The following is a 25,787-nucleotide window of genomic DNA, read 5'->3' as shown; positions in this document are numbered from 1 at the left end:
CACTCAAGGTGGGACAGTCGGACAGGGATTCGATCAACAACCACGGTTCGCCAGACGGGTTACGTGCGCGCTACAGCACATGACAAGAGATGCAACGTGCCTCGAAGGCCGTGCAAAGTGCCAGGTCATGCGCGCTGGGGGGTGACTGACGTCACGTCGGCCGGCCGTCGATGTCTTCCGGAGGCGCACGTCATCGCCCCACATGCTCGCCCGCTGTGAGGGTCCTCGGGGGGCTCCGCCTCGTGTGGAGCTTCAGGTCCTGGGCTTTCGGGTCAACGGCTGGTAAGGGCGCGGCCGGACGGCACGTCGATGGACGGCCCTTCCGGTGCCGCCCGCCGCGCACTGGCCCAGCGCCGTACGAGTGCGGCGGCCTCCCACGACAGGGTGGCGATGGCCACCAGCGACAGGAGCAGATAGAAGACGAAGAGCTTGTGCAGGTCGTCGAGGATGTACCAGATGGATGCGGTGGCACTGAACCAGAAGGCGACCAGTGCCCCGGCGCCGCGCTCCTGGCTGCGTGCCGCGCCGACGAGGCAGCAGACGGCGACCAGCGCCAGCAGGGCAGCGATGCCGACGTACGAGCTGTCCCACCCGTCGTAGGCGCGCCGCAGTTCGGAGTTGACCGCCACGGCTTCGGCCACCGGGCCCCAGCCCACCGCGCAGGACAGGCGCGTCGACCACGGCAGCGTCACCAAGCCCAACAGCCCGGCCGCGACGGCGATCCATCCGAAGTGAGCGGTGGCCACCAGTTCGCCACGTGCGCACAGCATCGACAGCAGGCATCCGAGCAGGGCCAAGGCGCCGTCGACGGAGGGGCGCAGCGAGATCCGGAACCTGTCCTTGAGCTCGGTTCGGTCGCCGGATCGCGTTGCCGGGAGGAAGGGCGTGGCGGCCTGGGCCGTCGGCATGGAGCTCTGTGTCAGGGCGTCGGCGAGGGCCGCGCGCATCTGCCCCGCATCGGCGAACCGCTCCGCCGGGTCCTTGCGCAGTGCGCGCAGTATCACGGCCTCCACCGCCGGCGGTACCTGCGGTCGGAGCCGGGAGACCGGTTCGGGTTCGGCGAACAAGTGCTGATGCATGATGGCGAACGGAGATTCGCCACGGAACGGTGGCTGCCCGGTCAGCAGTTCGTGCAGCAGACACCCCATCGCGTAGAGATCGGCCCGGTGGTCGATCTCCACCCCGCTGATCTGCTCGGGCGAGAGGTAAGCGGGGGTGCCTATCGCGGCACCGCTGCCGGTGATGCGGGTGGCGGCCTCGGTGAACGCCTTGGCGATGCCGAAGTCGAGGACCTTCACGGTGTCGGATCCGGCGAGCATGATGTTCGAGGGCTTGATGTCCCTGTGCACGATTCCGCGCTCGTGGCTGTGCCGTAGCGCGTCCAGTACGGAGCATGCCGCGTTGATCGCGTCGGCCACGGGCAGGGGGCCGCCGCGCAGGGCCTCGGCGAGGGTGGTGCCCTGCACGTACTCCATGACCAGGTAGGGGCGGGGGCCATCCGGGTCCGGCTCCTCGCCGACGTCGTGGATGGTGGCCACGGCCGGATGGTTCAGCGCGGCGGCCGCGTGTGCCTCGCGCCGGAAGCGGGCTCGTGACTGCGGGTCGTGGGCCAACGCCGAGGAGAGCAGCTTCACCGCGACGGTGCGGCGCAGCCGCCGGTCCACCCCACGATGGACCGTTCCCATGCCGCCCTGCCCGAGTCTCTCGACCAGCTCGTACCGGTCACCGAGGACCATGTCCCGCCCCACTCACGCCTCCCCGCGCATCAGAACCCCGACGAAGCTTACGGCGCGACCCCGACGGACCGGTCGCCGCCACTGCTGCCCGGGCCGCAGAGCGGCTGCGTGGTCGTCGGCCCTGTGGGGCAACCGGACGGGCGCGGAACCATGTCGTAGCCGTCTCGATCGAGAGACGGCGTGGCGAAACTGGTGACCGGACCGGTCAGGAATCGAGAAGCGCGGGTCACCGGGCCGCGGCTAGCGTGACCGCCATGGACCTCACCCTTCACACGAGCTCCCTCCCGCACGACGACCCGGACGCATTCCCCGGCCTTCTTCGAGCGTCTGGAGGCCGACGGCGCCGATGCCGCCAGCAGCCGGCCGAGCAGCCGTACGGGGCTCGCTACTGCGCCTTTTGCGATCCCGCGGGCAGTCTGATCCGCATCGACGAGCCGCGCTGAGCCGTCCGCCGATCGCAGCCACGACGCGCACGGACGACACCGACCGCTGAGGGCCGCCCCCCGCTCCCGCGCTCAGCGTCCTGATCGCCACCCTCTGGCCTCTGCGCCGGGCCGGTCGATGGCGCGTCGCCACGCCCCGGCCGACACCGCCGATCAGCCGGACAGCGTACCGTTGCCGCGACCGCGCCGACGAAGGAGAACCGGACGTACCGCTCGAAGCTGGTCAAATCGAGCCAGGGGACGCCGACGGAGACCGCGCGGGCGGCCCCGCCCAAGAGATGGAGACACGATGAGCATGGCCACGAGGACGGACACGCAGTCGCCTGCGCTGCACGTTGCCGACAGCCACGATTTGATCCGCGTGCACGGCGCGCGCGAGAACAACCTCAAGGACGTCAGCGTCGAGATCCCCAAGCGCCGGCTGACGGTGTTCACCGGCGTCTCCGGCTCGGGCAAGAGCTCTCTGGTGTTCGGCACGATCGCCGCGGAGTCGCAGCGGCTGATCAACGAGACCTACAGCGCCTTCGTGCAGGGCTTCATGCCGACGCTGGCGCGGCCCGAGGTCGACGTACTCGAGGGGCTGACGACCGCGATCATCGTCGACCAGCAGCGGATGGGTGCCGACGCCCGCTCCACGGTCGGCACCGCCACCGACGCCAACGCGATGCTGCGCATCCTCTTCAGCCGGCTCGGGCAGCCGCACATCGGCTCGCCCAAGGCGTTCTCCTTCAATGTCGCCTCGATCAGCGGAGCGGGGGCGGTCACCCTGGAGCGCGGCGGGCGGACCGTGAAGGAGCGTCGCGAGTTCAACATCACCGGCGGCATGTGTCCGCGCTGCGAGGGCCGGGGCTCGGTCACCGACATCGACCTGACCCAGCTGTACGACGACAGCAAGTCGCTCAACGAGGGCGCGCTCACGATCCCCGGCTACAGCATGGACGGCTGGTACGGCCGCATCTTCAGCGGCTGCGGCTTCTTCGACCCGGACAAGCCGATCAGCAAGTACACCAAGAAGGAGCTCCACGACCTGCTCCACAAGGAGCCGACCAAGATCAAGGTCGATGGCATCAACCTGACGTACGAGGGCTTGATCCCGAAGATGCAGAAGTCGTTCCTGTCCAAGGACATCGACGCGCTGCAGCCGCACGTCCGCGCCTTCGTGGAGCGGGCGGTCACCTTCACCACCTGCCCCGACTGCCACGGCACCCGGCTCAGCGAGGCCGCCCGGTCGTCGAAGATCAAGGGGATCAGCATCGCCGACGCCTGCGCGATGCAGATCAGCGACCTCGCCGCGTGGGTCGGAGGCCTCGACGAGCCGTCGGTGGCGCCCCTGCTCGCCACGCTGCAGCACACCCTCGACTCGTTCGTGGAGATCGGGCTGGGCTATCTCTCGCTCGACCGGCCGTCGGGCACGCTGTCGGGCGGCGAGGCGCAGCGCGTCAAGATGATCCGCCACCTCGGCTCCTCGCTCACCGATACCACGTACGTCTTCGACGAGCCCACCACGGGCCTGCACCCCCATGACATCCAGCGGATGAACAACCTGCTGCTGCGGCTGCGGGACAAGGGCAACACGGTGCTCGTCGTGGAGCACAAGCCAGAGGTGATCGCGATCGCCGACCACGTCGTCGACCTCGGCCCCGGCGCCGGGACGGCGGGCGGCACCGTCTGCTTCGAGGGCACCGTCGAGGGGCTGCGGACCAGCGGCACCACCACCGGCCGTCATCTCGACGACCGGGCCGCCGTCAAGGAGACGGTGCGGAAGCCCGCCGGCACGCTGGAGATCCGCGGCGCGACGGCGAACAACCTGCGCGGCATCAACGTCGACGTCCCGCTCGGGGTGCTTGTCGTCGTCACCGGTGTCGCCGGCTCCGGCAAGAGTTCGCTCGTGCACGGTTCGATCCCCGCCGGCGCGGGTGTGGTGTCGATCGACCAGGGTGCGATCCGCGGCTCGCGACGCAGCAACCCGGCGACGTACACAGGACTGCTCGACCCGATCCGCAAGGCGTTCGCGAAGGCCAACGGCGTGAAGCCGGCGCTGTTCAGCGCCAACTCCGAGGGCGCCTGCGCCAATTGCAACGGCGCCGGCGTCATCTACACCGACCTGGCGATGATGGCCGGCGTCGCCACCACCTGCGAGGAGTGCGAGGGGAAGCGGTTCCAGGCATCGGTGCTGGAGTACCACCTCGGCGGCCGCGACATCAGCGAGGTGCTCGCGATGTCGGTGACCGAGGCCGAGGAGTTCTTCGGAGCCGGAGAGGCGCGCACACCGGCCGCGCACCGCATACTCGGCCGGCTCGCAGACGTCGGGCTCGGCTACCTCAGCCTCGGCCAGCCGCTCACCACGCTGTCCGGCGGCGAGCGACAGCGGCTCAAGCTGGCCACCCACATGGCCGAGAAGGGCGGCGTCTACGTCCTCGACGAGCCGACCACCGGCCTCCACCTCGCCGACGTCGAGCAACTGCTGCGCCTGCTCGACCGGCTCGTCGACTCCGGCAAGTCGGTCATCGTCATCGAGCACCACCAGGCGGTCATGGCGCACGCCGACTGGATCATCGACCTCGGCCCCGGCGCCGGCCACGACGGCGGCCGGATCGTCTTCGAGGGCACACCCGCCGACCTCGTCGCCGCCCGCTCCACCCTCACCGGCGAGCACCTCGCGGCCTACGTCGGTACCTGATCGCGGCCCGTTCCCCCACTGCCCGGTTCGCTTCGGCAACCCGTCGCGCCGGCGTTCCCGCGGCCGGATCGCAGCCCGAGGCATTCGGCGTGGGCGGCGCGGCGGCGGCCCCGCAGGTACCTCTCCGGATCCTGCCCGGCCGCCGCATACGCGTTCAGAACGGGCGAGAGAACGACCTGCGGACGGGGTGGCTACGGCACCGCCCACCGCGACGTCGGCGTCTGCGGATGGTTCCGGGGCCGATCGGCAGGCCAGTCATGGCGAATTGGACCTGTCAGGCCGTCGTCCACGATGTCTACGGTCCGTGCATGCGGATCAGAATCGTCGACGCCTTCACAGACCGTCCCTTTGCCGGCAACCCTGCGGGCGTCCTGCTGCTGGACATGGACAGCTTCCCTGAGGACCGATGGCTGCAGCAGGTCGCCGCCGAGGTCGGCCTTCCAGAGACGGCGTTCGCCCACCCGGTTGCCGGACATCCCGATGCCGACTGGGCGCTGCGCTGGTTCACTCCGACCTCCGAGGTGAACATGTGCGGCCACGCCACGCTGGCCACCGCACATGTGCTGCACACCACGGGCGCGGCCACCGGAACCATCCGCTTCACCGCGCGAAGTGGCATCCTCCGCGCGGGCGGCGCCGAGGACGGCACCCTTACCCTGGACTTCCCCACCGCCCCGCTCCATGCCGTTGCGCCGCCCGCCGAGATCGCCGCCGCGATCGGCGCCGAGGTCCTCTCCGTCCACGAGACCGGCCCGGACATCGGTGAACTGTTGGTCGAGGTGGCCGACGAGAAGACAGTCCGCGCGCTCGCCCCCGACCTGGCCGCGGTGGCCGCGCTGCCCTCACGGGGCGGGGTGATCGTCACGGCGCGCCCTGACGACCCCACAGCCGGATACGACTTCGTCTCCCGCTGCTTCTTCCCCGGCATCGGCATCGACGAGGATCCCGTGACCGGCGCCGCCCACACTGCGCTGGCACCCTTCTGGTCAGCCCGGCTCGGCGGCAGCACGCTCACCGGCTTCCAGGCGTCGGCCCGCGGTGGCCTGGTACGCACCGAACTGCGCGGTGACCGCACTCTGCTGCAAGGCACCGCGGTCACCGTCATCGACGGCGAACTGCTCACCACACCCTGACCCCGGCCCCGTCCACCAGACCTCGCCCCTGCCTCTGCCCCTGCCCTTGGCGCGTGCCGAGGGCATCGCGGTGGTGGGCGGTGGGGTACGCACGGTCGGCTGCGGCCGCTCGCTGAGCTTCCCTCAGGACGGCGCGGACGCATCACTTCCGATCCACCACCTCTCGGGACCACGCTGGGGCGCGCGACGCCCCGGCGGGCGCCCCGGCGTGGTTCACAGCACGCGCTGCCGGCGACCGAGCCAGGTCTGCGCGACGACCACGACCGCCAGGAAGGCGCCGCTGACCACCTGTTGGTAGGCGGAGTCCAGCGAGCCGATCTGGTTGATGACGTTCTGGATCACCTTCAGCAGTGCCACACCGACGAGCGAGCCGCTGATGAAGCCGAAGCCGCCGGTGAGCAGTGTGCCGCCGATGACGACCGCCGAGATCGCCTCCAGTTCCATGCCGGAGCCGAGGATCGTCACGCCCGAGACGAGCCATGCCGCGTTCAGGGCGCCTGCGAGGCCCGCGCACAGTCCCGACAGGGTGTAGACAGCGACCTTCGTCCGGGCCACGGGCGCGCCCATGAGGGCGGCGGCGTCCTCGTTGCCGCCGACCGCGTACACGTACTGGCCGAAGCGGCTGCGCCTGAGCACCACGGCGCCCAGCACGAACAGCACGACGGTGATCCACACGGGTACGCCGATCCCGAGCAGCGAGCCCTGCCCGAGTTTCGCGAAGAACGAGCCCTTGTCCACGAGGTACGTCCGTGACCCCTCGCCGGTGAGCGCGAGCAGCACGCCTCGCGCGCCGAGCATGGCGGCCAGGGTGACGATGAACGGGGCCAGGCCCGAGCGGGCGATCAGCAGCCCGTTGACCAGTCCGACGAGCCCGCACACGGCCACCGGCAGCATCAGTGCCACCGCGGTGCCGTACTGCGAACCCCACGCGGCGAGGACCCCACCCAGGGCGAACAGCGAGCCGACCGACAGGTCGATCCCACCGGTGACGATCACGAAGGTCATGCCGAGGGCCACGACGGCCAGGAAGGCCGACGACAGGGCCATGTTCTCCAGGTTGTCACCGGTCAGGAAGGTGTCGAAGCTCAACGAGGCGATCACCATGGCGATCACGAGGGTGACGAGGGCGCCGTGCTGCTGGGCGAGCGCGCTCAGGCGCTCCGAGCGGCTCGCGCCCGGCGGGTCGTCGGTGACAGTGACAGAGGCGGTCTCGGCCCGCATGGCGGCCTCCCCGGTGTCCATGGTCATCGTTTCCCCCGTTCGCGCGCGACGTGGACAGCACCGACGATCACCACGGCCTGCGCGATCTGCGTCCACGACGGCGGCAGGTCGTGCTTGATGAGCGTGGTGGTGAGCAGCTGGATCAGTACGGCGCCCGCGACCGTGCCGCCGACGCGGACCCGGCCACCGCTGAGCGGGGTGCCCCCGACGACCACCGCCGTGATGGCGGACAGCTCCATCAGCGTGCCCAGGGAGGTGGGGTCGCTGGCGGTCAGCCGGGCGGTGGCCAGCACGCCCGCGATCGCCGCCAGCGCGCCGGAGCAGACGTACACGACGACGAGGACCCGGCGCACGGGCAGCCCCGCGAGTCGGGCCGCCGGACGGCTGTCGCCGATGGCCGGCAACTGCCGCCCGAACGTGGAGCGTTTGACGACGAACGCCACGAGCAGCGCGAGCGCGACCGCGATGAGGACGAGGTAGGGGATGCCCAGCACGTCACCGGAACCGAGGGCGGCCATGCCGGGGTCGTGGACGTCCTTGAGCTGGGGCAGCAGGACCAGCGCGAGGCCACGGGCGGCGACCATGAGGGCGAGCGTGGCGACGATGGGCTGCACGCCCACGAAGGCGATCAGCGCCCCGTTGGCGACGCCGACCACGATGCCCCCGACGATCGCGATCGGCGTGGCGACCCAGGGGCCGTACCCCAGGTAGAGCGACAGCAGCGAGGTGGCCAGGGCCATGACCGAGCCCACCGACAGGTCGACGCCCTCGGTGCCGATCGCGAGGGCCATGCCGAGCGCGACGATCAGTACGGGGGCCACCTGTACGGCCTGGGTGCGGAAGTTCTCGGCGGAGGCGAAGTGCGCAGTGAAGGCGAAGTTGAAGAGCAGCAGGACCACGACGCCGCCGTAGACGCCGTAGTTCCGCAGCAGGCGCAGTGCCCGGTCGCGGTCCACCGTGCCGCGGGCGAGGGCCAGGTCAGTCATCGTGCCCTCCCGCCGGTACGGCGGCGATCGCGCGCATCAGCTCGTCCTCGGTGACGGCGTCGCCCGTCAACTCGCGCACCACCGCACCGTCCTTGAGGACGACGACGCGGTCGCTGCCCTCGATCAGTTCCTCCGTGTCGGAGGAGATCAGGAGGACGGCGAGGCCATCGTCGGCCAGTTCGTCGACGAGTGCCTGCACCTCCGCCTTGGCGCCCACGTCGATGCCGCGCGTCGGCTCGTCGAGCAGCAGAACCTTCGGATGCAGTGCGAGCCACCGCGCCAGCAGCACCTTCTGCTGGTTGCCGCCGGACAGTTCGCCGACCTTCTGATGGGGGCTCGAGGCCTTGATGCGCAGCCGCTTCACGAAGGTTTCGACGATGCGGTCGATGCGGGCGTCGTCGACCAGGCCGAAGCGCGACAGCTCCGGCAGCGCGGCCAGCGCGATGTTCTCCCGCACCGACAGGCCCGGCACGATCCCCTCGGTCTTGCGGTCCTCGGGCAGCAGGCTGATGCCGGCCCGGATCGCCGCCGCGGTGGAGCCGCCGCGCACCGGCACACCGGCCACGACGACCCGGCCGCCGTCGACGGGCAGCGCGCCCGCGATGGCCTTCGCGGTCTCGCTGCGCCCGGAGCCGAGCAGTCCGCCCAGGCCGACCACCTCGCCGGGACGCAGGGACAGCGAGACGTCGTTCAGCCGATGCCGCACCGTCAACCCCATCGCTTCGAGGACCGGTTGGGCCGCCGCGTCATGGGAGCCGGTGAACTTCGTCAGGCCTTCCTGGCGCACCTCGCCGATCTCCCGCCCGAGCATCAGCGCCACCAGACGGAGCCGGTCGAGATCGGCGAGCCGTCCGCTGTGCACCACCCGGCCGTCGCGCAGCACGGTGACCGCGTCGCAGATCTCGTAGAGCTCGTCCATGCGGTGACTGACGTAGATCACCGCGATGCCGCGTTCGCGCAACGTGCGGATCACCCCGAAGAGCGTGCTCACCTCCCGCGGCTCCAGCGACGAGGTGGGCTCGTCCATGATCACCACCCGGGCGTCGATCGCGACGGCCCGGGCGAGGGCCACCATCTGCTGGGCGCCGACGCCGAGTTCGCGCAGGGGTCGGCGTACGTCGACCCGGATGCCGAGGCCGCGCAGGGTCTCGTCCGCCGCGCGGTGCATACGGCCGAAGTCGATGAGGCCGAGTCGTCCGCGTGGCTCGCGGCCGAGGAAGAGGTTGCGGGCGACGCTCAGCAGCGGGACGAGGTTGACCTCCTGGTAGACGGTGGAGATGCCCGCCTGCTGTGCCCCCAGGGGAGTGGCGAAGCGGACGGGGGTGCCGTCGTAGGTGACCTCTCCCGCGTCGGGCTGGTGGACGCCGGTGAGCACCTTGATCAGCGTCGACTTGCCCGCGCCGTTCTCGCCGACCAGGGCGTGCACCTCTCCGGCGCGGGCGGTGAAGTCCACGTCGGACAGCGCCCGTACGCCGGGGAAGGTCTTGCACAGTCCGGTGACCGTGAGCATCTCAGTAGGCCTTGCCCAGGTCGGACTTCGCGTTGCTCGCGGTGTAGGAGCTGTCCTGGATGACGATGTCCTGCGCCACCTTCTGGCCCTGGGTGAACGCGTCCAGGGTCTGGAAGGCCAGCGGCCCGAAGCGCGGGTTCGACTCGATCACGCCGTCGATCCAGCCGTCCACGATGCCCTGCACGGCGTTGCGAGTGCCGTCGATCGTCACGATCTTCACGTCGCCGGGCTTCTTGCCTGCGCCCTTGAGAGCGTTGACGGCGCCGAGACCCATCTCGTCGTTCTCGGCGTAGATGCCCTTGATCCCCGGCTTGGACTGGATCAGGTTCTCGGTGACCGACTGGCCCTTCTCACGGGCGAAGTCACCGGTCTGACGGAAGACGATCTTGAGGCCGGGCGCCTTCTCCTTGATCCGGTCCTCGAAGCCCTTGGTCCGTTCGGTGGTGACGTTGTTGCCCGCCGCGCCGAGCAGGATGGCGATCTCGCCCTGGCCGCCGGTCGCCGCGATCATCCGGTCGGCGGCCCGCTTGCCCTGCTCGACGAAGTCCGAGCCGATGAAGCTCACATAGTCCTTGCAGGCGGCTGCGTTGATCTTGCGGTCGATCGTCACGATGGGGATGTGCTTGGCGGACGCGGTGCGCAGGACCGGTTCCCAGCCGTCGGAGTTGAGCGGGGCGATGACCAGGAGGTCCGCGCCCTTGGCGATGAGGTCCTGGACATCGCTGATCTGCTTGGAGAACTGCGACTGAGCGTTGGAGGTGAGGAGTCTGACGCCCCGCTTCTGGGCTTCGGCCTTGATGGAGGCGGTCTCCGCGATGCGGAAGGGGTTGGCCTCCTTCTCGGACTGGGAGAAACCGACGGCGGCGGACCTCAGGTCCAGCTTCTTGCCGCCGTAGGCGTCGATGGCGCAGGTCGGTCCGGAACCGCCGCTCGGTGAGGCGACGACCTGGCCGGAGTCCTGCTGCTGCGAGGCGGCCTTGCCGTTGCCGGAGCTGCCTTCGGACTTGGTGCATCCGGTCATGAGCGCCAGGCTCGTGACGAGGCCGGTGGCGAGCAGTGCCCGTACAGAGGTGCGACGCAGTGATGCGGTGTGCTTCATGGGAGTTCCCCAAACGGCGCGGCCCCGGCGCTGAGAGCGCTTACGGGGAAGGACGGCTCTTGCGGTCAACTCGGCGTGCACGTTGTTCAGGGGAGGTATTTACATCGTTGGAAGGGGGCTGTAAACCCTCCCGTCCGAGATTTCGGCTCGCTGGTCCGTACCGACCTCAGCGGCGCCCGAGCGTGCTCTCCCGCTCCACCAGCCGGAACTCCGCGGTGAGTTCGCGCCCGCCCGGCTCGCCGCGCCCCGACAGGCTGCGCAGCAGCGAGGCCACCGCCATGCGGGCGATGGCCTGCTTGTCCGGCGAGATCGTGGTCAGCGACACGGCACCGAAGCGGCCCTCGGCGATGTCGTCGAACCCCACCACGGCGACGTCCCACGGCACCCGCAGACCGCGCTCGTGCAGCACCCGCATCGCCCCGATCGCGATCAGGTCGTTGAGCGCGAACACGGCATCGGGCCGCACGCCCGAGTCGAGCAGCTGGGCCATGGCCCGGGCGCCGTCGTCCCGGTCCCAGCCGCCGACCGGTACCACCAGGCCGTCCGGCGCCGGCACCCCCGCCGCGGCCAACTCCTCGCGCCAGCCGACGAGCCGCAGGTGGGCCGGGCGGTTCGCGGAGTCCGTACGGGCGCCGAGGTAGGCGATGCGGGTGCGGCCGCGGCCGAGCAGATGGCGTACCGCGGCCCGCGCGGCGGCCACGTTGTCGATGGCGATGTGGTCGTGCGGAGCGTCGTACTCCCGCTCGCCGAGCAGCACCAGCGGCACGTCGTCGGACCGCCCCTGCAGGTCCTCGGCCTCCAGCTCCAGCGGGCTGAGGATGAGCCCGTCGATCACCCGGGCCCTGAAACCCTGGCTGACCAGTACCTCCTGCTCCCGTCTGCCACGGGTGTGGTCGAGCAGCACCGTGAACTCGTGCTCGGCCGCCGCGTCGATCACCGCACTCGCCAGCTCCGCGAAGTAGGGGTTGCCGAGTTCGGGGACGGCGAGCGCGATGATGCCCGTCCGGCCCTTGCGCAGGTGCCGCGCGGTCAGGTTCGGCCGGTAGCCCAGTTCGTCGATGGCCTCCTGCACACGGGCCCGCATCGCCGGTGTGACATGCGGATAGTTGTTCACGACGTTGGACACGGTCTTGATCGAGACGCCGGCCCGCTCGGCCACGTCCTTAAGGCTGACCCGCAAGGGATCTCCTCGGCATCGATGGGAGCTCCGGAATCCGGAGCCTTGTCATGACCCTGGACAGCGGCCGGGAGCCGTGCTCTCATGCCAACTGCCGTGCTTCCAACGTTGTACAGACTGAAGCAGTGAGCCGCCACCCTTCCTCAGCCAAGGAGGATCCGTGCGCATCAGACCCCTCAGACACCGCCTGTCCCTGCTGCTCGCGGCCGCGCTGGGCCTCGCCGGCCTGGCCGCGACACCGACCGCCACGGCAGCCGCGACGGCGGCGAACGACCCCGTCGAGGTCCACGGCCTCAAGGGCGAGTACTACACCCAATCGGCCCCCGGAGCCTTTGACTTCGCCCAGCTCAAGGCCACCGGATTCGACCCACAGCTCGACTTCGACTCCCTGGAGTCCCGCCTGAAGTCGGCCACCGGGCAGGACGACGACGTCAGTGTCCGCTGGACCGGGCGCATCGTCCCGGAGAAGACGGGCCCGACCACCTTCTCGATCATCGGGGACAACGGATTCCGCCTCTGGGTCGACGGCAGACTCGTCATCGACCACTGGGTCGACGACTGGGACCGCGAACAGACCGGTGCACCGGTGGAGTTGACCTCCGGCAAGGCCTATGACATCAAGGTCGAGTACTTCGAGCACTACGGAGGCTCCAACCTCCACGTGCGCTGGACCCCGCCCGGCGGGACCAAGACCGCCGTACCGCAGTCGGCGTTCCTGCTGCCCGAGGGGTACGCCTACGACGGCGCCATCGCCACCACCGTCCAACGGGACGGCCGCACTCTCCAACTCGACTTCGCGCAGGCGCTCGACGCGCCGCCCGCCGGGCTCACCGACCACCTCCACGCCGTGATCGGCGGAGCCACCTGGCCACTGGGCGCCGCCCGCCCGAACCCGGCCGACCCCAAGTCCCTGCTCGTCTCGCTGAAGGAGCCCGTCGTCGGCAACAAGACCGGCACCGCGCCCGGTCTGGCGGACGTCCGCTACGACGGCCAAGGCGGCCTGACCGGCAAGAGCGGCAACGTTGTCAGCGCGTTCTGGAGCAGCGGCGCCAACCACTCCACCTACCAGCTGCGCACCAAGTGGGCGGACGACGTCACCCCGGCCAACGCCCACCGCGAATACCCAAGGCCCCAGCTCACCCGTGACGCCTGGCAGAACCTCAACGGCAGCTGGCAGTTCGCCGCGGCCAAGGCGGACGAACAGCCGCCCGTGGGCCGCGACCTCGCCGAGCGGATCCTCGTCCCGTACCCCGTCGAGTCCCAGCTCTCGGGCATCGAACGGCACGAGGACCGGATGTGGTACCGCCGCACCTTCACCGTCCCCTCCGGCTGGAGGATCGGTGACCACAAGCGGCTGCAACTGAACTTCGGCGCGGTCGACTGGCGGGCCAAGGTCTACGTCAATGGCACGGAGGTCGCCGAACACCAGGGCGGCTACGACAAGTTCAGCGCCGACATCACCGACGCCCTCAAGCCCGGCCGCACCCAGGAGCTCATCGTCGGCGTCCACGACCCGACGGACGCCGCGAACGGCGAGAACCCGCCCCTCGGCAAGCAGCGCCTCGACCCCAGCGGCATCTGGTACACCCCGACCTCCGGCATCTGGCAGACCGTGTGGCTGGAGCCGGTGGCCGCCGACCACGTCGAGCAGCTGAAGCTGACCCCGCATGTCGACAGCGGCACGCTCACCGTAGAGCCGCAGGGCGTCCGCGACGGCGTACGGATCACGGCCACCGCCTACGACGGCCGGCACAAGGTCGCCGTCGCGACCGGCCGCACCGGCCGGCCCCTCACCCTCCAGATCCCGCACGCCCGTCTGTGGTCCCCCGACGACCCGTTCCTCTACGGCCTGAGGGTGAGCGTCGGCGACGACCGCGTCGGCAGCTACTTCGGCATGCGCTCCATCTCGGTGCAGAAGGTCGACGGCGTCCCGCGCACGGTCCTCAACGGCAAGCCGGTGTTCATGATGGCCACCCTCGACCAGGGCTTCTGGCCGGACGGCCTGTACACCGCGCCGAGCGACGCGGCACTCGCCCACGACCTGAAGATGCACAAGAAGATGGGCTTCAACGCGGTCCGCAAGCACATCAAGGTCGAACCCGACCGCTGGTTCTACTGGGCCGACCGGCTCGGCCTGCTGGTGTGGCAGGACATGCCGGCGATGACGGCGGGCGTGAACCCGTCGCCCGCCGCCCGCGCCGAGTACGAGCGTGAGATGAAGCAGATGATCGACGAGCACATCAGCAGCCCGGCGGTCGTCATGTGGGTCGTGTTCAACGAGGGCTGGGGCCAGTACGACGTCGGCCGCGTTGCCTCCCAGGCCAAGTCCTGGGACCCCACCCGGCTGGTCAACAACATGTCCGGCCTCAACCTCGGGGCCGACGGCGGAGCCGGCGACATCATGGACGAGCACGGCTACCCCAGCCCGGCCCTGCCGCCGCACCCGGACGGCCAACGGGCCCTGGTCAGCGGCGAGTACGGAGGACTGGGCCTCGCGGTGCCCGGTCACGCCTGGTCGGTGCAGCAGTCGTACGTCGACGTCGACCCCACGACCTACACCGACGACTACCTGCGGAAGCTGACCGAGGTGCACGCGCTGGCCTGCCACGGCGGCAACGGCGCGGTGTACACGCAGATCTCGGACGTCGAGGGCGAGCTCAACGGCCTGATGACGTACGACCGCAAGGTGACCAAGCCCGATGTGCGGCGGTTGAAGGCGGCCCAGGACGCGCTGATCGCCGACGCGTCACGGGCGGTACCGGCGGGGTGCCCCTGAGGGCTCCGAACGGTTCGGAGCTCTGACACCCGGGCAGAACCGGCCAACGCCTCCCCGCCGCGCCGGACGACTGCCCGCGCCCCCACCGTGACGGTCACCGGCCCGGTCCGCCCGCCGCTTCGGCAGCGGGCGGACCGGGCCCGCACCCGCGCTCCCAGTCGTTTGCAACGATGCACAGCTCATCGCTTCACCACGACGCCCGCGATGCCGGGCCACCCCCGAGCTTCTAGCGCGGCGGTGGCACCGCCACGGTCAGGTTCCTGATCTCGTAACTCCCGATCTCGTCCTTGAAGGAGACGCGCGGCTCACTCGTCATCCGTACGCCGTCGAGCGCGAAGAGCCGGCTCAGGAACACGTCCGCCTCCAGGATCGCGACCCCGGCTCCCGGACAGCGGTGGGCTCCGTCCCCGAAGGACAGACCGGCGGCGCCAGGGCCCAGCGCCAGGGTCCGGCCTGGGAGGAGGAGGTATGGGTCGTCGCCGACGGTCGCCGGGTCCGTGTTGGCGTTGTCGACGAGGACGGCGACAAGCTCGCCCGGCATGACGGTGGCGGGCCCGTCCTCGGTCGGCAACGTCAGCTCGGCGGTGGCACGCCGGCACAGCCGCGCCACGACGGGCTCCAGCCGCAGGATCTCCTGGAGGATGTCGAGCCGCTCGGGTTCCTCGGCCGCGCGGTAGCGGTCGCGCAGGCTGTTGTCGCTGAACAGGTGCCAGGCGGCGACACAGATGAACTCGCGTGTGGTGATCATTCCGGCGGCGGCGAAGGTCAGGCACTCGCCGAGGATCTCGGCGTCCGAACAGCCGTCGGCGAGCAGATGGGAGATCAGGTCGTCGCGCTGCTTGCGGCGGTGCGCGCGTATCGCGGGCCGGACGTCGGCGACGTAGATGCGGAGCCAGTTGATGTTCTGGCGCACAAGCCAGTAGATGCCGTGCGGGCTGGTCAGTCCCGGGGTGCCGAACTCTTCGGGGAAGAAGGCTTCCAGCCGTTGCCGGATGCCGGGCCTGCTGTGCCGCAGGCCGATGATGTCGCTCGCCACGGCGATCGCCACGCTGAAGCTCAGGTCGGCGAGCTGTGCCTGACCGGCGGCACGCAGCACCGACAACTGTTCCTCGACGATGCGCACGACGACCTCGCGGTAGTGCTCGCTCACGCGCCGGGGCGTGAAGAACCGGGCGGTCCGCCGCCGCTGCTCGCGGTGTCCGGGTCCGTCCTGGTAGAGCACGGGGCGACGAATCCGCCGGGGCAGCTTCTCCACCGATTCGATACCGAGGCCGGCCTGCACCGTCTCGGAACTGCGCAGCACGGCACGGGCAGCCGCGTAACCGCGAACCTGCCAGCTGCCGTCCGCCGCCCGGCTCACCGGGCATCCGGGCGGCCCGCTGTCCCTGTGGACCTTTCGTGCGCTGTCCTGTGTGTCGCCCATCGGGCCACCCCCCGGTGTACTTCGGACACCCACGACGCACAGGTTCTGCCCAAAGGTGAGGCCACGCAAAGCAGTTGTCACCGGCGAAGTCCGGGGCCATCGACGCCCGTCATGGCTCGGCCGGGCCTTCGTGCTGTCGGCTCAGCGCGTTGGCGCGGTCGACCTCGGCCATGTGCTCCTCGGCCCAGTCCCGGACCGCTGCGAGCACGGCCTCCAGCGACAGGCCGAGTTCGGTGAGCCGGTAGTGCACGCGTGGGGGAACCGACGGCTCGACCCGGCGCGCGACCAAGCCGTCGCGCACCAGGTTCTGCAGGGTCACCGACAGCATCTTCTGGGAGACGCCGGGCATCCTGCGCTGCAGCTCGCCGAAGCGCACCTCGTCCGGGGACGCCTGCGCCAGCACCTTCACCGCCATCGACGTCCACTTCGTGCCGATCCGATCGAGCAGTCGGCGCGTCGGGCACCGGGGATCGAACAGGTCGCCGCGCACACCGGCGGAGGCGTCCTTGTCCTGGGCGGTCACCTGAAGCTCACCACCTGAGGGGAAAGTGCGGTCTGGGAAGCCCCAAAGTAGTCACCTACCGTTCTCTTGTCACCATTCGTTACTCAAGGGAGCCCGCATGGCCACCACCACCGTCCCTCTGTCCGGCGGCCCCGACCAGCTCACGGTCGAACTGCGCCGGGTCACTGCCCATGGCGTCGAACTCAACGTGGCGACGGCCGGAGAGGGGCCGGCCGTCCTGCTTCTGCACGGCTTCCCGCACACTTGGCGGCTGTGGACCGACGTCATCGGCGAACTGGCGGCGCGCTACCGGGTGATCGCGCCGGATCTGCGGGGCTTCGGTGACAGCTCCCGGCCTGCGGACGGGTACGACGCCGGGACGCTGGCCACCGACGCCGAGGGCCTGCTGGAGGCGCTCGGCGAGAGCTCCGCGGCGGTGGTGGGCATCGACGTCGGCACCCCGCCCGCGTTCATGCTGGCCATGCGCAGGCCCGACCTGGTACGGCGGCTGGTGGTCATGGAGTCGTTGCTGGGCCGCCTGCCCGGCGCCGAGGAGTTCCTCGCCGACGGTCCACCATGGTGGTTCGGCTTCCACGGCGAACCGGGCCTGGCGGAGTCCGTGCTCGCGGGTCAGGAGGAGACGTACATCGGGTGGTTCCTCGACCGCGGCACGCTCGGGCGCGGGGTGCGACAGGACGTCCGCGACGCGATCGCCCGTGCGTACGTCGGAGGCGAGGCGCTGCGTGGTGCGTTCGGCCCGTACCGGGCGCTGGCATCCACCGCCCGGCAGATCCGGGCGGCCGTGGACTCCGCTCGCCTCACGGTTCCCACACTGACGATCGGTGCCCACCCGGTGGGCCGCGCCCTCGAACACCAACTGCGCCCGTACGCCGACCATCTCGAGGCACACGTCGTACCGGACTGCGGCCACATCATCCCGCTGGACCGCCCCGATGCCCTGCTGGCCCTGCTACGACCGTTCCTCGCCGCCTAAGACGTCGTTTCAGTTGGTGAGTCGGCGGTAGCTGATGAGGGCTGCGGCGATGCCGACGAAGGCGAGGAAGTGTTCGGCCTTGCGCTCGTAGCGGCGGTGGAGGCGGCGGCAGCCGGCGAGCCAGGACACCGTCCTCTCGACGACCCAGCGGTGCCGGCCCAGCCGCTGCGAGGACTCGATGCCTTTGCGGGTGATGCGGTGGCGGATGCCGCGCTTGCGGAGCCATCGGCGCAGGTGGTCGTAGTCGTAGCCCTTGTCGGCGTGGAGCTTGGCCGGTCGCCGGCGGCGTGGGCCGCGCCGGGAGCGGATCGGTGGGATTCCCCGGACCAGCGGTTTCAGGCCGAGGCTGTCGTGCATGTTGGCGCCGGAGATGCCCAGTGACAGAGGCAGACCGTTCCGGTCCGTGATCAAGTGGATCTTCGATCCGTTCTTGCCGCGGTCGGTCGGATTCGGTCCGGTCAGTGGCCCCCTTTTGCGGCCCTGAGACTGACGGAGTCGATGGCGCACCGCGACCAGTCCAGCTCGCCTCGGGCGCCGAGCTCGTCCAGGACGGTTCGGTGCAGCCGGGCCCAGACCCGGTCCTGGCTCCACTGGGCGAAACGCCGGTAGACCGTCGGGCAGGCCGGCCCGAACACCGGGGGCAACTGCCGCCAGGTGCACCCCGAGGTGGCCACGAAGATGATCGCCGCTAGGCATTCGCGGTCACCCGCCCGCCGTCGGCCGCCGCCCTGCGGACGTATGACCTCCGTCGGCGGAACCACCCGCCGGAACAGCGTCCATAACTCATCCGGCACCAACCGCTCAATCAGATCCGTCATGCACGGCTCAACGAACGATCACGCCAAAGGAAACGACGTCTAAGGGGTCCTTGCACTGTGCCCGCCCGGGTCGGCCGACGGTTCGCCTCGGTGTTGAGGACGGCGACCGCCGACAGCGAGACCAGATCGGCCAGGGCGGGCGGCCGAGGCGGGCAACAGAGTGAATCGGCGATCTTCATGGGGGTTCAACCAGGTATTTCCGGAAGAATCCTTGCGATCGACCGCCCGTCATCCAGGGCGTGGCCCCGAGATGGAGGAGACGGCTGATGAGCAGTGGGGGACGGCCGCCAGACTCGGGTTCACCCGGGGGAGCGAAGCCCCCGGGGCCCGACGAGGGACACCCGCGGCGGCGCCTGAAGCGGATCGGCGCCGCTGCGGCAGCTCGTGCCGCCACAACGGCCGCTCGTGCCGCCACAACGGCCGCTCGTACCCGGGCCATCGCGCGGCGGATCGCGCGGATGCCTCCGCCTCCGGGGCCCTTCCGCCCCGGGTTCTGGCGCAGCCCGATCCGTGGACCGTGGCTGACGTCGGTGTTCGGCCTGGTGCTGCTGATCGGCATCCCGGTGCTCTTCGTCACCGGCGCTCTGTCCTACGCCGCCTACAACCCCGATCTGAGCCCGCTCAACGACCAGACCCCCGACAAGGGCATTCTGGGCTTCTACCTCTTCGACTGGCCCACGCATCCCTACTGGCTGTACCGGCTCATCCAGGGCGTGCACGTCACCCTCGGGGTGGTACTCGTCCCGGTACTGCTGGCCAAGCTGTGGTCGGTCATCCCCAAGCTGTTCGAGTGGCTGCCGGTCCGCACCGTCGCCCACGGCCTGGAGCGGTTGTCCCTGGTCATGCTGGTCGGCGGCGTCATCTTCGAATTCGCCACGGGGATCCTCAACATCCAGCTCTACTACGTCTTCCCGGGCTCCTTCTACCGCCTTCACTTCTACGGCGCCTGGGTGTTCATCGCCGCCTTCGTGGTCCACGTGTGCCTCAAGTTCGGCCGGATGACCAGCGCCCTGCGCTCGCGTGGTCTGGCCACCGTACTGCGCACGGACCTCGCCCACACCCGGCCCGAGCCGCCCGACCCGGACGGCCTGGTGGCGACCTCACCCGACGCGCCGAGCATGACGCGGCGCGGCGCCCTGGCGATGGTAGGAGCGGGATCGCTGGTCCTGCTCGTGGTGACCGCAGGACAGAGCATCGGGGGCCGACTGCGCGCCACCGCCCTGCTCGCCCCGCACAACCGCAACCCCGGCAGTGGGCCGAGCGCCTTCCAGATCAACAAGAGCGCCGCGGCCGTCGGCGTGACCCCGGCGCTCGTCGGGCCGGACTGGCGACTGGAGGTGCACGGCCACGGTCCGGCACTGGTCCTCACACGCGAGCAGCTCCTCGCGATGCGCCAGCACGCTGCCGCGCTGCCGATCGCCTGTGTGGAGGGGTGGTCCACCGCAGACCAGCACTGGAGCGGCCTGCGTCTGGCCGATCTCGCCGCCCTGGCCGGCCTTCCCGATGCAGGAAGCGTCCTGGTGGAGTCGGTCCAACCACCGGGCGCCTTCACCAAGGTGGTCCTGCGCGGCAACCAGATTCACAACCCCCGGTCCCTGCTCGCCCTGCGCGTCAACGGCGCGGACCTCTCGCTCGACCACGGCTATCCCGCCCGCGTCATCGTCCCGGCCAACCCCGGGGTGAACAACACCAAGTGGGTCGGCCGGCTCACCTTCAGGAGGTGACCATGGCACGCTTCGTCCGCTGGTACGGCTCCGGACCCCTGCATCTCCTCGCACTGATCTGCTCGTTCGCCCTCACCGGCTACGCCATGGTGCGCCTGTTCGCCCTCCGGCCGCTCGACGTCGCGGTCTGGTTCGTGGGCGCGGCGATCCTCCACGACGTGATCCTGCTGCCCCTGTACTCGCTCGCCGACCTGTCGGCCCACTCCGTGGTGCGCCACCGCATCGGCCGATTGCCGACGGTGCCGTGGATCAACTATCTCCGCGTCCCCACCTTCCTGTCCGGAGTGCTGCTGCTCGTGTGGTTCCCCCTGATCCTCGATCTGGCGGTCCCCTACGAAGGCGACACCCGATTGCCCGAGGGCGTCTACCTCGGCCGATGGCTGGCCGTCACCGCCATCCTGTTCGGCGCCTCGGCACTGGCCTTCGCCGTCAGGCTGCGCCGCGTCCATCGGGCAGCCCGCGCCGACGAGGAACGGCACCCACCCGATCACGGCGCCGAGCCATGACGGCGGACAGGAACATGTCGCCCTCCTCGCGCGAGGACCCCTACGCACTGGCCCTGCGCGCCGGCCGTGGACCGGTGTACCTGCGGATGGCGGACGGACGCCGGACCAGGCTGCCGGTGCGCCGCTGGTGCGCCCAGCCCACCGGGGCCGACGAGACCCTGCTGGAACGCTGCAACGGACCCGTGCTGGACATCGGCTGCGGGCCGGGCCGGCTGTGCCGGGCACTGCTGACCCGCGGTGTCTTCGCGGTCGGTATCGACATCGCCCCGCGCGCCGTCGCACGGACCATCGCGCTCGGCGGGGTCGCGTTGTGCCGGTCGGTGTTCGATCCGCTGCCAACGGAAGGGGGCTGGCAGACCCTCCTGCTCGCCGACGGGAACGTCGGCATCGGCGGCGACCCGACGACCTTGCTGCGCCGCTGCGCCCAGCTCATCGGCCCGGCGGGATACGTGCTCGTCGAGGGTGATCACCAGGATGTCGAGGAGCTCTGCGTCGCGTGGCTCGAGGACACCCACGGCCACCGTGGCCCGGCGTTCCCCTGGGCACGCCTGGGGGCACCGGCGCTCCGCAGGATCGCCGGGGACCTCGGCCTCAGCGTCACGGACCAGTGGAGGAGTGGCCACCGGTGCTTCCTCGCCCTCGGCCGTCACGGTTCGGCGCCGCGGCGACAGAACCGACCAGAGGGCGGCGACACAGCCGCGGGGACATGAGACCAGTGGCGCCGACAGACCGAGTGGGTGGGCAGCGCCGCGTCGTGCCCTCCCGTCGGGGCAACCGTCGGCGGGCCCGACGGGCGGTGCGAGGTTCGTGCTGTTCGAGTGAGGTGAATCGACTGGGCAGGGAGGCCCTGATGGACGATCGACCGGTGCCCGAAGCGGTCCGGGAAGCGGGCGGCTGCTCGGCCCGTCCGCGCCGGGCCGCGTCGACGGGCCGGGGGTGGACGGACCACGGCCGGTGAGCGGGCGGCCGATCGGTGACCACGCTCTGCTGTCCGACTGCCGCTCGGCTGCTCTGGTCACCTCCGAGGGCTCGGTGGACTGGTTGTGCCTTCCCCGGTTCGACAGCCCGGCGCTCTTCGCCCGGCTCCTGGACGACGATGCCGGCCACTGGTCCATCGGACCCGCCGGACCCGCCGATGTCAGCCGCCGCTACGTCGAGGAGACCCTCGTACTGGAGACGACCTTCCGCACCGCCGGAGGAACGGCGGTCCTGCGCGACGCGCTCGCCCTGGGACGGCGCGAGCGCGGACACGCACTCGGCACCGCTTCCCCCGGAATCCTCCTGCGCCAGATCACCTGCACCGAAGGACGGATGCCCATCGAGATCGCCTATGCGCCGCGCCCGGAATTCGGACTCGTGCACCCGCTCCTCTCACGCGTCCAGGGCGGGCTCACCGCGTACGGGGGTGCCCAGGTCCTGTTGCTGTCGAGCCCCGTCGACCTGGAGGTGAGCGGTTCCACCGCGCACGGTCGGATCACGCTCCGGGCCCCGGACCGCCTCGGCTTCGCACTGCACGTCGGACCGGCGTGGGGAAGCGAGCCGACGCGTTGGCGGGCGCGGCGTATCCGGCGGCGCCTGAACGACACCGTCGAAGGCTGGCGCTCGTGGTCCCGGCTCCACCGCGGATACGTCGGCCCCTGGCAGGACGAGGTGGGCCACAGCGGGCGTGTGCTGCGGGCCCTGACCTTCGCTCCAACGGGGGCGATTGTCGCCGCGGCCACCAGCTCCCTGCCCGAACGTGCGGGTGGCACTCGCAATTGGGACTACCGCTATACGTGGGTCCGCGACGCCAGCTTCACCCTTCAGGCCCTGGCCACCGCCGCCTGCGAGAAGGAGAAGGACAAGTTCTTCGGCTTCGTCGCCCGCGCCGCGGCAACTCAGCTCCACCGCGGCGTGGACCTGCAGATCGTGTACGGCATCGGTGGCGAACGTGACCTGAGCGAGCGGCTCCTGCCGCACCTGACCGGCTGGCGCGGCAGTGCTCCCGTGCGCAGCGGCAACGACGCATGGCGCCAGCGCCAGCTCGACGTCTACGGTGAACTCCTCGACGCCGCCCACCAGACCCTCCCGTCCGACGAGCGCCTGGACCCACCCACCCGCGCCTTCCTGCTCCAGGCGGCCGAGACAGCGGCCCGCCGGTGGACTGAATCGGACCAGGGCATCTGGGAGCGGCGAGGCCCGAGCAGACACTTCCTGCACTCGAAACTGATGTGCTGGGTCGCCCTGGACCGCGCCATCGCGATGGCTTCCGCCCTTGGGGCCGACGAACGCGTACCCCGCTGGCGGCACGAGCGCGACCGCATCCGCCAAGCCGTCGAACAGCGCGGATGGAACCCCCGCCTGGGCGCCTTCACCCAGGCGTTCGACAGTGACGACCTGGACGCCTCGGCACTGATGCTGCCCATCGTCGGCTTCCTGCCCCCGCACGACCCCCGCGTCCAGTCCACCGTGCTGGCGATCGCCACCCACCTCACTGACGCGGGCGGCCTGGTCCGCCGCTACCGCGGCGACGAGATCCAGGAAGCGGAGGGAGCCTTCGTGCTGTGCACCTTCTGGCTCGCCCACGCCCTCGCCCTGACAGGCCACACCACCCGCGCACGGCAGGTGTTCGAAACCGCCATCGCGCACGCCAACGACGTCGGCCTGCTGGCCGAAGAGACCGACTCCATCACGGGAGAGGCCCTCGGAAACTACCCACAGGCCTTCAGCCACATCGGGCTCATCAACGCCGCCCGTGCCATCCGCGACGCCGAGCGGCAAACCGCACCGCAAGGAACCGAACGTTAGGGCGCTTCTGACGGATCTCCACGGGAAGCGCCCAACGCCCAGCATTGAAGCAGCGGTTGGCGGAAGAGAGTCTAATACTCCAGCCGTAGATCGTGATCTTGCTGTTCAGGGCTGGTCCGGAGATGGCTGCAGCGACCGTTGATCATCGTGAGTTGTGTGGACAAACGAAGATCAGGCGGTGGCCGCGGGTCACAGCGTAGTGCCTGCCCGGTGGCGGGCGATGTTCGACCAGCTGATGGGCCGCGTGGCGGGCCGGTTCGCTCGGGTCGAACCCCGACGTCGCGCAACTGCGTTGGTGCTCGGACTGCTGTCAGACCTGCCGAGGAAGAACTGCTGGACGCTGGCCGAGCATGCGGGCGACGCGACCCCGGACGGCATGCAGCACCTGCTGCACCGTGCGAAGTGGGACGCCGACGCGGTCCGCGATGACGTGCGCGCCTACGTCGTCGACCACCTCGCCGACGACCAGGCGGTGCTCGTGGTCGACGAGACGGGCGATCTGAAGAAGGGCACGGCGACTGTCGGCGTCCAGCGCCAGTACACCGGCACCGCCGGCCGCATCGAGAACGCCCAGGTCGCCGTCTATCTCGTGTACTCCGCCCCCCAAGGACACGCCTCCATCGACCGAGCCCTGTACGTGCCACGCTCTTGGACCGAGGACCCGGACCGCTGCTGCAGCGCGGGCATCCCGGACGATCTGGCCTTCGCCACCAAGCCCCAGCTCGCCGCCCGCATGGTCGAGCGGGCGCTCGACGCGGGAACCCCCGCACGCTGGGTCGCAGGCGACGAGGTCTACGGCGACAACCCCCACCTGCGGATCACCCTTGAACGCCGCCGGACCGGCTACGTCCTGGCCGTCTCCAGCACCCACACGATCACCACGCACGCTGGGAAGTTCCAGGCAAAGGCCCTGGCCGCACGGATCCCAAGGCGGGCCTGGCAACGGCTGTCGGCCGGAACGGGCGCGAAGGGCGAGCGGTACTACGACTGGGCGCAGGTCGACATCCACGACCCCGCTGGTCGGCCCGACCACTGGTACCTGCTGGTCCGCCGCAACCGCCGCACCGGCGAACTCGCCTTCTACCGCTGCTTCTCACCCCGGCCGGTGCCGCTGTCGGAACTGGTCCAGGTGGCCGGACGACGCTGGACGATCGAGGAGACCTTCCAGGCCGGAAAGGGCCTGACCGGACTGGACGAGCACCAGGTCCGCCGCTGGACCTCCTGGCACCGCTGGGTCACCCTCGCCATGCTCGCCCACGCCTTCCTCGCCGTCACCGCAGCCACCGAACGCCGCGACCGGCCCGCCCTCGACGGCCTGATCCCCTTGACCGGCAACGAGATCCAGCACCTGTTCGCGGCCCTGACCAGCCCGGTCACGACCTCGTACACCGCCTGCGCTGGTCACACTGGCGACGCCGACACCAAGCCCGCGCCCGAGCCTGCCACTACCAACGGCAAGCAACTGCCCAGCCGTAGAGGCTGGTGTCCCCTGACCGGTGGCGATAACGAGATGTCGCGAGGTCAGTGCCGATGCATACTTCCTCACCGTGGAAACCATGACAGGCGAGCTGCGGCGCCTTCGATCCGGACCGGGCGCCGAGGATGACGACCAGCCCCGGCCGTTTCTCGTGCGCCTCAGGTTCACTGCCGAGGACCCGGCCCAGGTCATCGACAACGCGCGTGCCGTACTGACATGCGTGGTCTCCCAGATGGGTGACTGGCCGACAGATGAGCTTTGGCCGCAGCTGTTGCCGACCTGGTTCATCCAGCGGTGCGCGCCCGAGACCCCGGAACCGGAACATGGCGAGCCCTTTGACGTTGAGGCGTGGCTGCGTCAATGGCGGGCGATGACGCCAGAGGAGAGAGCGGCCGCCGATCGGGGGCCGTGGACGCTCTCGGGATGGCTGTACTACTTCGACCCGACCGAGGAAGGAATGGGAGACGATCGCAGCTGGTGGTGGTGGCACGCAGGAATCGATGAGTCGGGCGGCTGGGTGCAGGTGGCCACCACTGGCTGGCCCTTCGGAAGCGGTTCGCTGTCCTGGCTGATTGAGGCCAGTGGGGGTGCAGATCTCGTCTACGGGCCGTGAGCGGCGACTCGCCGTGATCGCGAACTACGGCTGGAGTACTAAGGAGCGCTCAGCAGACCCGGCCATCGCACCCCGCCTGGGACTCACCGAACCCATGGGCACAGGGTATTGACGGCCCATGAGACGCGTGAGAACGTTCTCCCACTCGTTCAGAGAACGTTCTCTCACCACCCGAGAGGGAA

General features: G+C 70.2%; 18 protein-coding genes and 1 pseudogene. 10 read left to right on the top strand and 9 right to left on the bottom strand.

Features of this window, described 5'->3' with window-relative positions:
• Nucleotides 1-272: 272 nt before the first annotated feature.
• Complete coding sequence (locus tag ASC56_RS09300) at nt 273-1,748, bottom strand: protein kinase (RefSeq protein ID WP_159039619.1); 1,476 nt, start codon at nt 1,746-1,748, stop codon at nt 273-275.
• Nucleotides 1,749-2,468: 720 nt separating this feature from the next.
• Between ASC56_RS09300 and ASC56_RS09295 the strand changes: the two genes are divergently transcribed.
• Both ASC56_RS09295 and ASC56_RS09290 read left to right on the top strand, forming a co-directional pair.
• On the top strand, nt 2,469-4,859 hold the full coding sequence (locus ASC56_RS09295) for an excinuclease ABC subunit UvrA (protein WP_055490779.1): 2,391 nt from the start codon (nt 2,469-2,471) through the stop codon (nt 4,857-4,859).
• Nucleotides 4,860-5,167: 308 nt separating this feature from the next.
• Complete coding sequence (locus ASC56_RS09290; protein WP_055490778.1) at nt 5,168-5,992, top strand: PhzF family phenazine biosynthesis protein; 825 nt, start codon at nt 5,168-5,170, stop codon at nt 5,990-5,992.
• Between the two features lie 213 nt (nt 5,993-6,205).
• Here ASC56_RS09290 and ASC56_RS09285 read toward each other — a convergent pair whose 3' ends face one another.
• The 5 genes from ASC56_RS09285 to ASC56_RS09265 all read right to left on the bottom strand — a co-directional run bounded on the left by ASC56_RS09285 (nt 6,206) and on the right by ASC56_RS09265 (nt 11,988).
• Nucleotides 6,206-7,213 (bottom strand): ABC transporter permease, encoded by a 1,008-nt coding sequence (locus ASC56_RS09285; protein ID WP_234376918.1) that lies wholly within the window; start codon nt 7,211-7,213, stop codon nt 6,206-6,208.
• Nucleotides 7,214-7,236: 23 nt separating this feature from the next.
• A complete protein-coding gene (locus ASC56_RS09280; protein WP_055490776.1) occupies nt 7,237-8,199 on the bottom strand; it encodes an ABC transporter permease in 963 nt (320 codons plus the stop codon).
• Entirely contained in the window at nt 8,192-9,709 is a 1,518-nt protein-coding gene (locus tag ASC56_RS09275; RefSeq protein WP_055490775.1) for a sugar ABC transporter ATP-binding protein, read from the bottom strand. Before ASC56_RS09275 ends, ASC56_RS09280 begins: the two co-directional genes overlap by 8 nt.
• A 1-nt stretch (nt 9,710) precedes the next feature.
• Nucleotides 9,711-10,808 carry an ABC transporter substrate-binding protein gene (locus tag ASC56_RS09270; RefSeq protein WP_055490774.1) on the bottom strand — a complete coding sequence of 366 codons (1,098 nt, stop codon included), beginning with the start codon at nt 10,806-10,808 and terminating at the stop codon, nt 9,711-9,713.
• Between the two features lie 166 nt (nt 10,809-10,974).
• Nucleotides 10,975-11,988: a LacI family DNA-binding transcriptional regulator gene (locus ASC56_RS09265; protein WP_055490773.1), complete on the bottom strand. Its 1,014-nt coding sequence runs from the start codon at nt 11,986-11,988 to the stop codon at nt 10,975-10,977.
• A 157-nt stretch (nt 11,989-12,145) separates the two neighbouring features.
• Here ASC56_RS09265 and ASC56_RS09260 point away from each other — a divergent pair, with 157 nt between their 5' ends.
• Nucleotides 12,146-14,761, top strand: coding sequence for a glycoside hydrolase family 2 (locus tag ASC56_RS09260; RefSeq protein ID WP_055490772.1), 2,616 nt, complete (start codon nt 12,146-12,148; stop codon nt 14,759-14,761).
• Between the two features lie 226 nt (nt 14,762-14,987).
• Here ASC56_RS09260 and ASC56_RS09255 read toward each other — a convergent pair whose 3' ends face one another.
• Together ASC56_RS09255 and ASC56_RS09250 are read right to left on the bottom strand one after the other, a co-directional pair.
• Entirely contained in the window at nt 14,988-16,184 is a 1,197-nt protein-coding gene (locus ASC56_RS09255; RefSeq protein WP_055490771.1) for a cytochrome P450, read from the bottom strand.
• Nucleotides 16,185-16,293: 109 nt separating this feature from the next.
• On the bottom strand, nt 16,294-16,707 hold the full coding sequence (locus tag ASC56_RS09250) for a helix-turn-helix domain-containing protein (RefSeq protein ID WP_055490770.1): 414 nt from the start codon (nt 16,705-16,707) through the stop codon (nt 16,294-16,296).
• Between the two features lie 97 nt (nt 16,708-16,804).
• Here ASC56_RS09250 and ASC56_RS09245 point away from each other — a divergent pair, with 97 nt between their 5' ends.
• Nucleotides 16,805-17,680 (top strand): alpha/beta fold hydrolase, encoded by an 876-nt coding sequence (locus ASC56_RS09245; RefSeq protein ID WP_055490769.1) that lies wholly within the window; start codon nt 16,805-16,807, stop codon nt 17,678-17,680.
• Nucleotides 17,681-17,689: 9 nt separating this feature from the next.
• On the opposite strand, the gene ASC56_RS09240 is transcribed toward ASC56_RS09245, so the two are convergent.
• A protein-coding gene (locus ASC56_RS09240) for an IS5 family transposase (RefSeq protein WP_107309219.1) occupies nt 17,690-18,498 on the bottom strand; the annotation gives its coding sequence in 2 pieces (ribosomal slippage) (nt 17,690-18,148 and nt 18,151-18,498; 807 coding nt in all).
• 458 nt (nt 18,499-18,956) lie between these two features.
• Between ASC56_RS09240 and ASC56_RS09230 the strand changes: the two genes are divergently transcribed.
• The 6 genes and pseudogenes from ASC56_RS09230 to ASC56_RS09205 all read left to right on the top strand — a co-directional run bounded on the left by ASC56_RS09230 (nt 18,957) and on the right by ASC56_RS09205 (nt 25,605).
• Nucleotides 18,957-20,222, top strand: coding sequence for a molybdopterin-dependent oxidoreductase (locus ASC56_RS09230; protein WP_079102390.1), 1,266 nt, complete (start codon nt 18,957-18,959; stop codon nt 20,220-20,222).
• 2 nt (nt 20,223-20,224) lie between these two features.
• On the top strand, nt 20,225-20,728 hold the full coding sequence (locus ASC56_RS09225) for a hypothetical protein (protein WP_055490766.1): 504 nt from the start codon (nt 20,225-20,227) through the stop codon (nt 20,726-20,728).
• Entirely contained in the window at nt 20,725-21,438 is a 714-nt protein-coding gene (locus ASC56_RS09220; RefSeq protein ID WP_055490765.1) for a bifunctional 2-polyprenyl-6-hydroxyphenol methylase/3-demethylubiquinol 3-O-methyltransferase UbiG, read from the top strand. The genes ASC56_RS09225 and ASC56_RS09220 overlap by 4 nt, the downstream gene beginning before the upstream one ends.
• Nucleotides 21,439-21,682: 244 nt before the next feature.
• Nucleotides 21,683-23,515, top strand: coding sequence for a glycoside hydrolase family 15 protein (locus tag ASC56_RS09215; protein WP_055490764.1), 1,833 nt, complete (start codon nt 21,683-21,685; stop codon nt 23,513-23,515).
• A 235-nt stretch (nt 23,516-23,750) separates the two neighbouring features.
• Nucleotides 23,751-24,991 (top strand): annotated as a pseudogene (locus ASC56_RS09210) (IS701 family transposase).
• Between the two features lie 80 nt (nt 24,992-25,071).
• On the top strand, nt 25,072-25,605 hold the full coding sequence (locus tag ASC56_RS09205; protein WP_234376899.1) for a hypothetical protein: 534 nt from the start codon (nt 25,072-25,074) through the stop codon (nt 25,603-25,605).
• The last annotated feature ends 182 nt before the right edge of the window (nt 25,606-25,787 follow it).

It is taken from the genome of Streptomyces sp. TP-A0356 (genome assembly GCF_001417775.1).
Taxonomy (GTDB): domain Bacteria; phylum Actinomycetota; class Actinomycetes; order Streptomycetales; family Streptomycetaceae; genus Streptomyces.
The sequence above is the reverse complement of the archived record's forward strand: the minus strand, read 5'-3'. Positions and strand labels throughout refer to the sequence as shown.

Excerpts from the sequence above, each read along its gene's own strand:
- ASC56_RS09295 (WP_055490779.1), top strand. The coding sequence starts at position 2,469 with ATGAGCATGGCCACGAGGACGGACACGCAGTCGCCTGCGCTGCACGTT.
- ASC56_RS09290 (WP_055490778.1), top strand. The coding sequence starts at position 5,168 with ATGCGGATCAGAATCGTCGACGCCTTCACAGACCGTCCCTTTGCCGGC.
- ASC56_RS09285 (WP_234376918.1), bottom strand. The coding sequence starts at position 7,213 with ATGCGGGCCGAGACCGCCTCTGTCACTGTCACCGACGACCCGCCGGGC.
- ASC56_RS09280 (WP_055490776.1), bottom strand. The coding sequence starts at position 8,199 with ATGACTGACCTGGCCCTCGCCCGCGGCACGGTGGACCGCGACCGGGCA.
- ASC56_RS09275 (WP_055490775.1), bottom strand. The coding sequence starts at position 9,709 with ATGCTCACGGTCACCGGACTGTGCAAGACCTTCCCCGGCGTACGGGCG.
- ASC56_RS09270 (WP_055490774.1), bottom strand. The coding sequence starts at position 10,808 with ATGAAGCACACCGCATCACTGCGTCGCACCTCTGTACGGGCACTGCTC.
- ASC56_RS09255 (WP_055490771.1), bottom strand. The coding sequence starts at position 16,184 with ATGGGCGACACACAGGACAGCGCACGAAAGGTCCACAGGGACAGCGGG.
- ASC56_RS09245 (WP_055490769.1), top strand. The coding sequence starts at position 16,805 with ATGGCCACCACCACCGTCCCTCTGTCCGGCGGCCCCGACCAGCTCACG.
- ASC56_RS09230 (WP_079102390.1), top strand. The coding sequence starts at position 18,957 with ATGCCTCCGCCTCCGGGGCCCTTCCGCCCCGGGTTCTGGCGCAGCCCG.
- ASC56_RS09225 (WP_055490766.1), top strand. The coding sequence starts at position 20,225 with ATGGCACGCTTCGTCCGCTGGTACGGCTCCGGACCCCTGCATCTCCTC.
- ASC56_RS09220 (WP_055490765.1), top strand. The coding sequence starts at position 20,725 with ATGACGGCGGACAGGAACATGTCGCCCTCCTCGCGCGAGGACCCCTAC.
- ASC56_RS09205 (WP_234376899.1), top strand. The coding sequence starts at position 25,072 with ATGACAGGCGAGCTGCGGCGCCTTCGATCCGGACCGGGCGCCGAGGAT.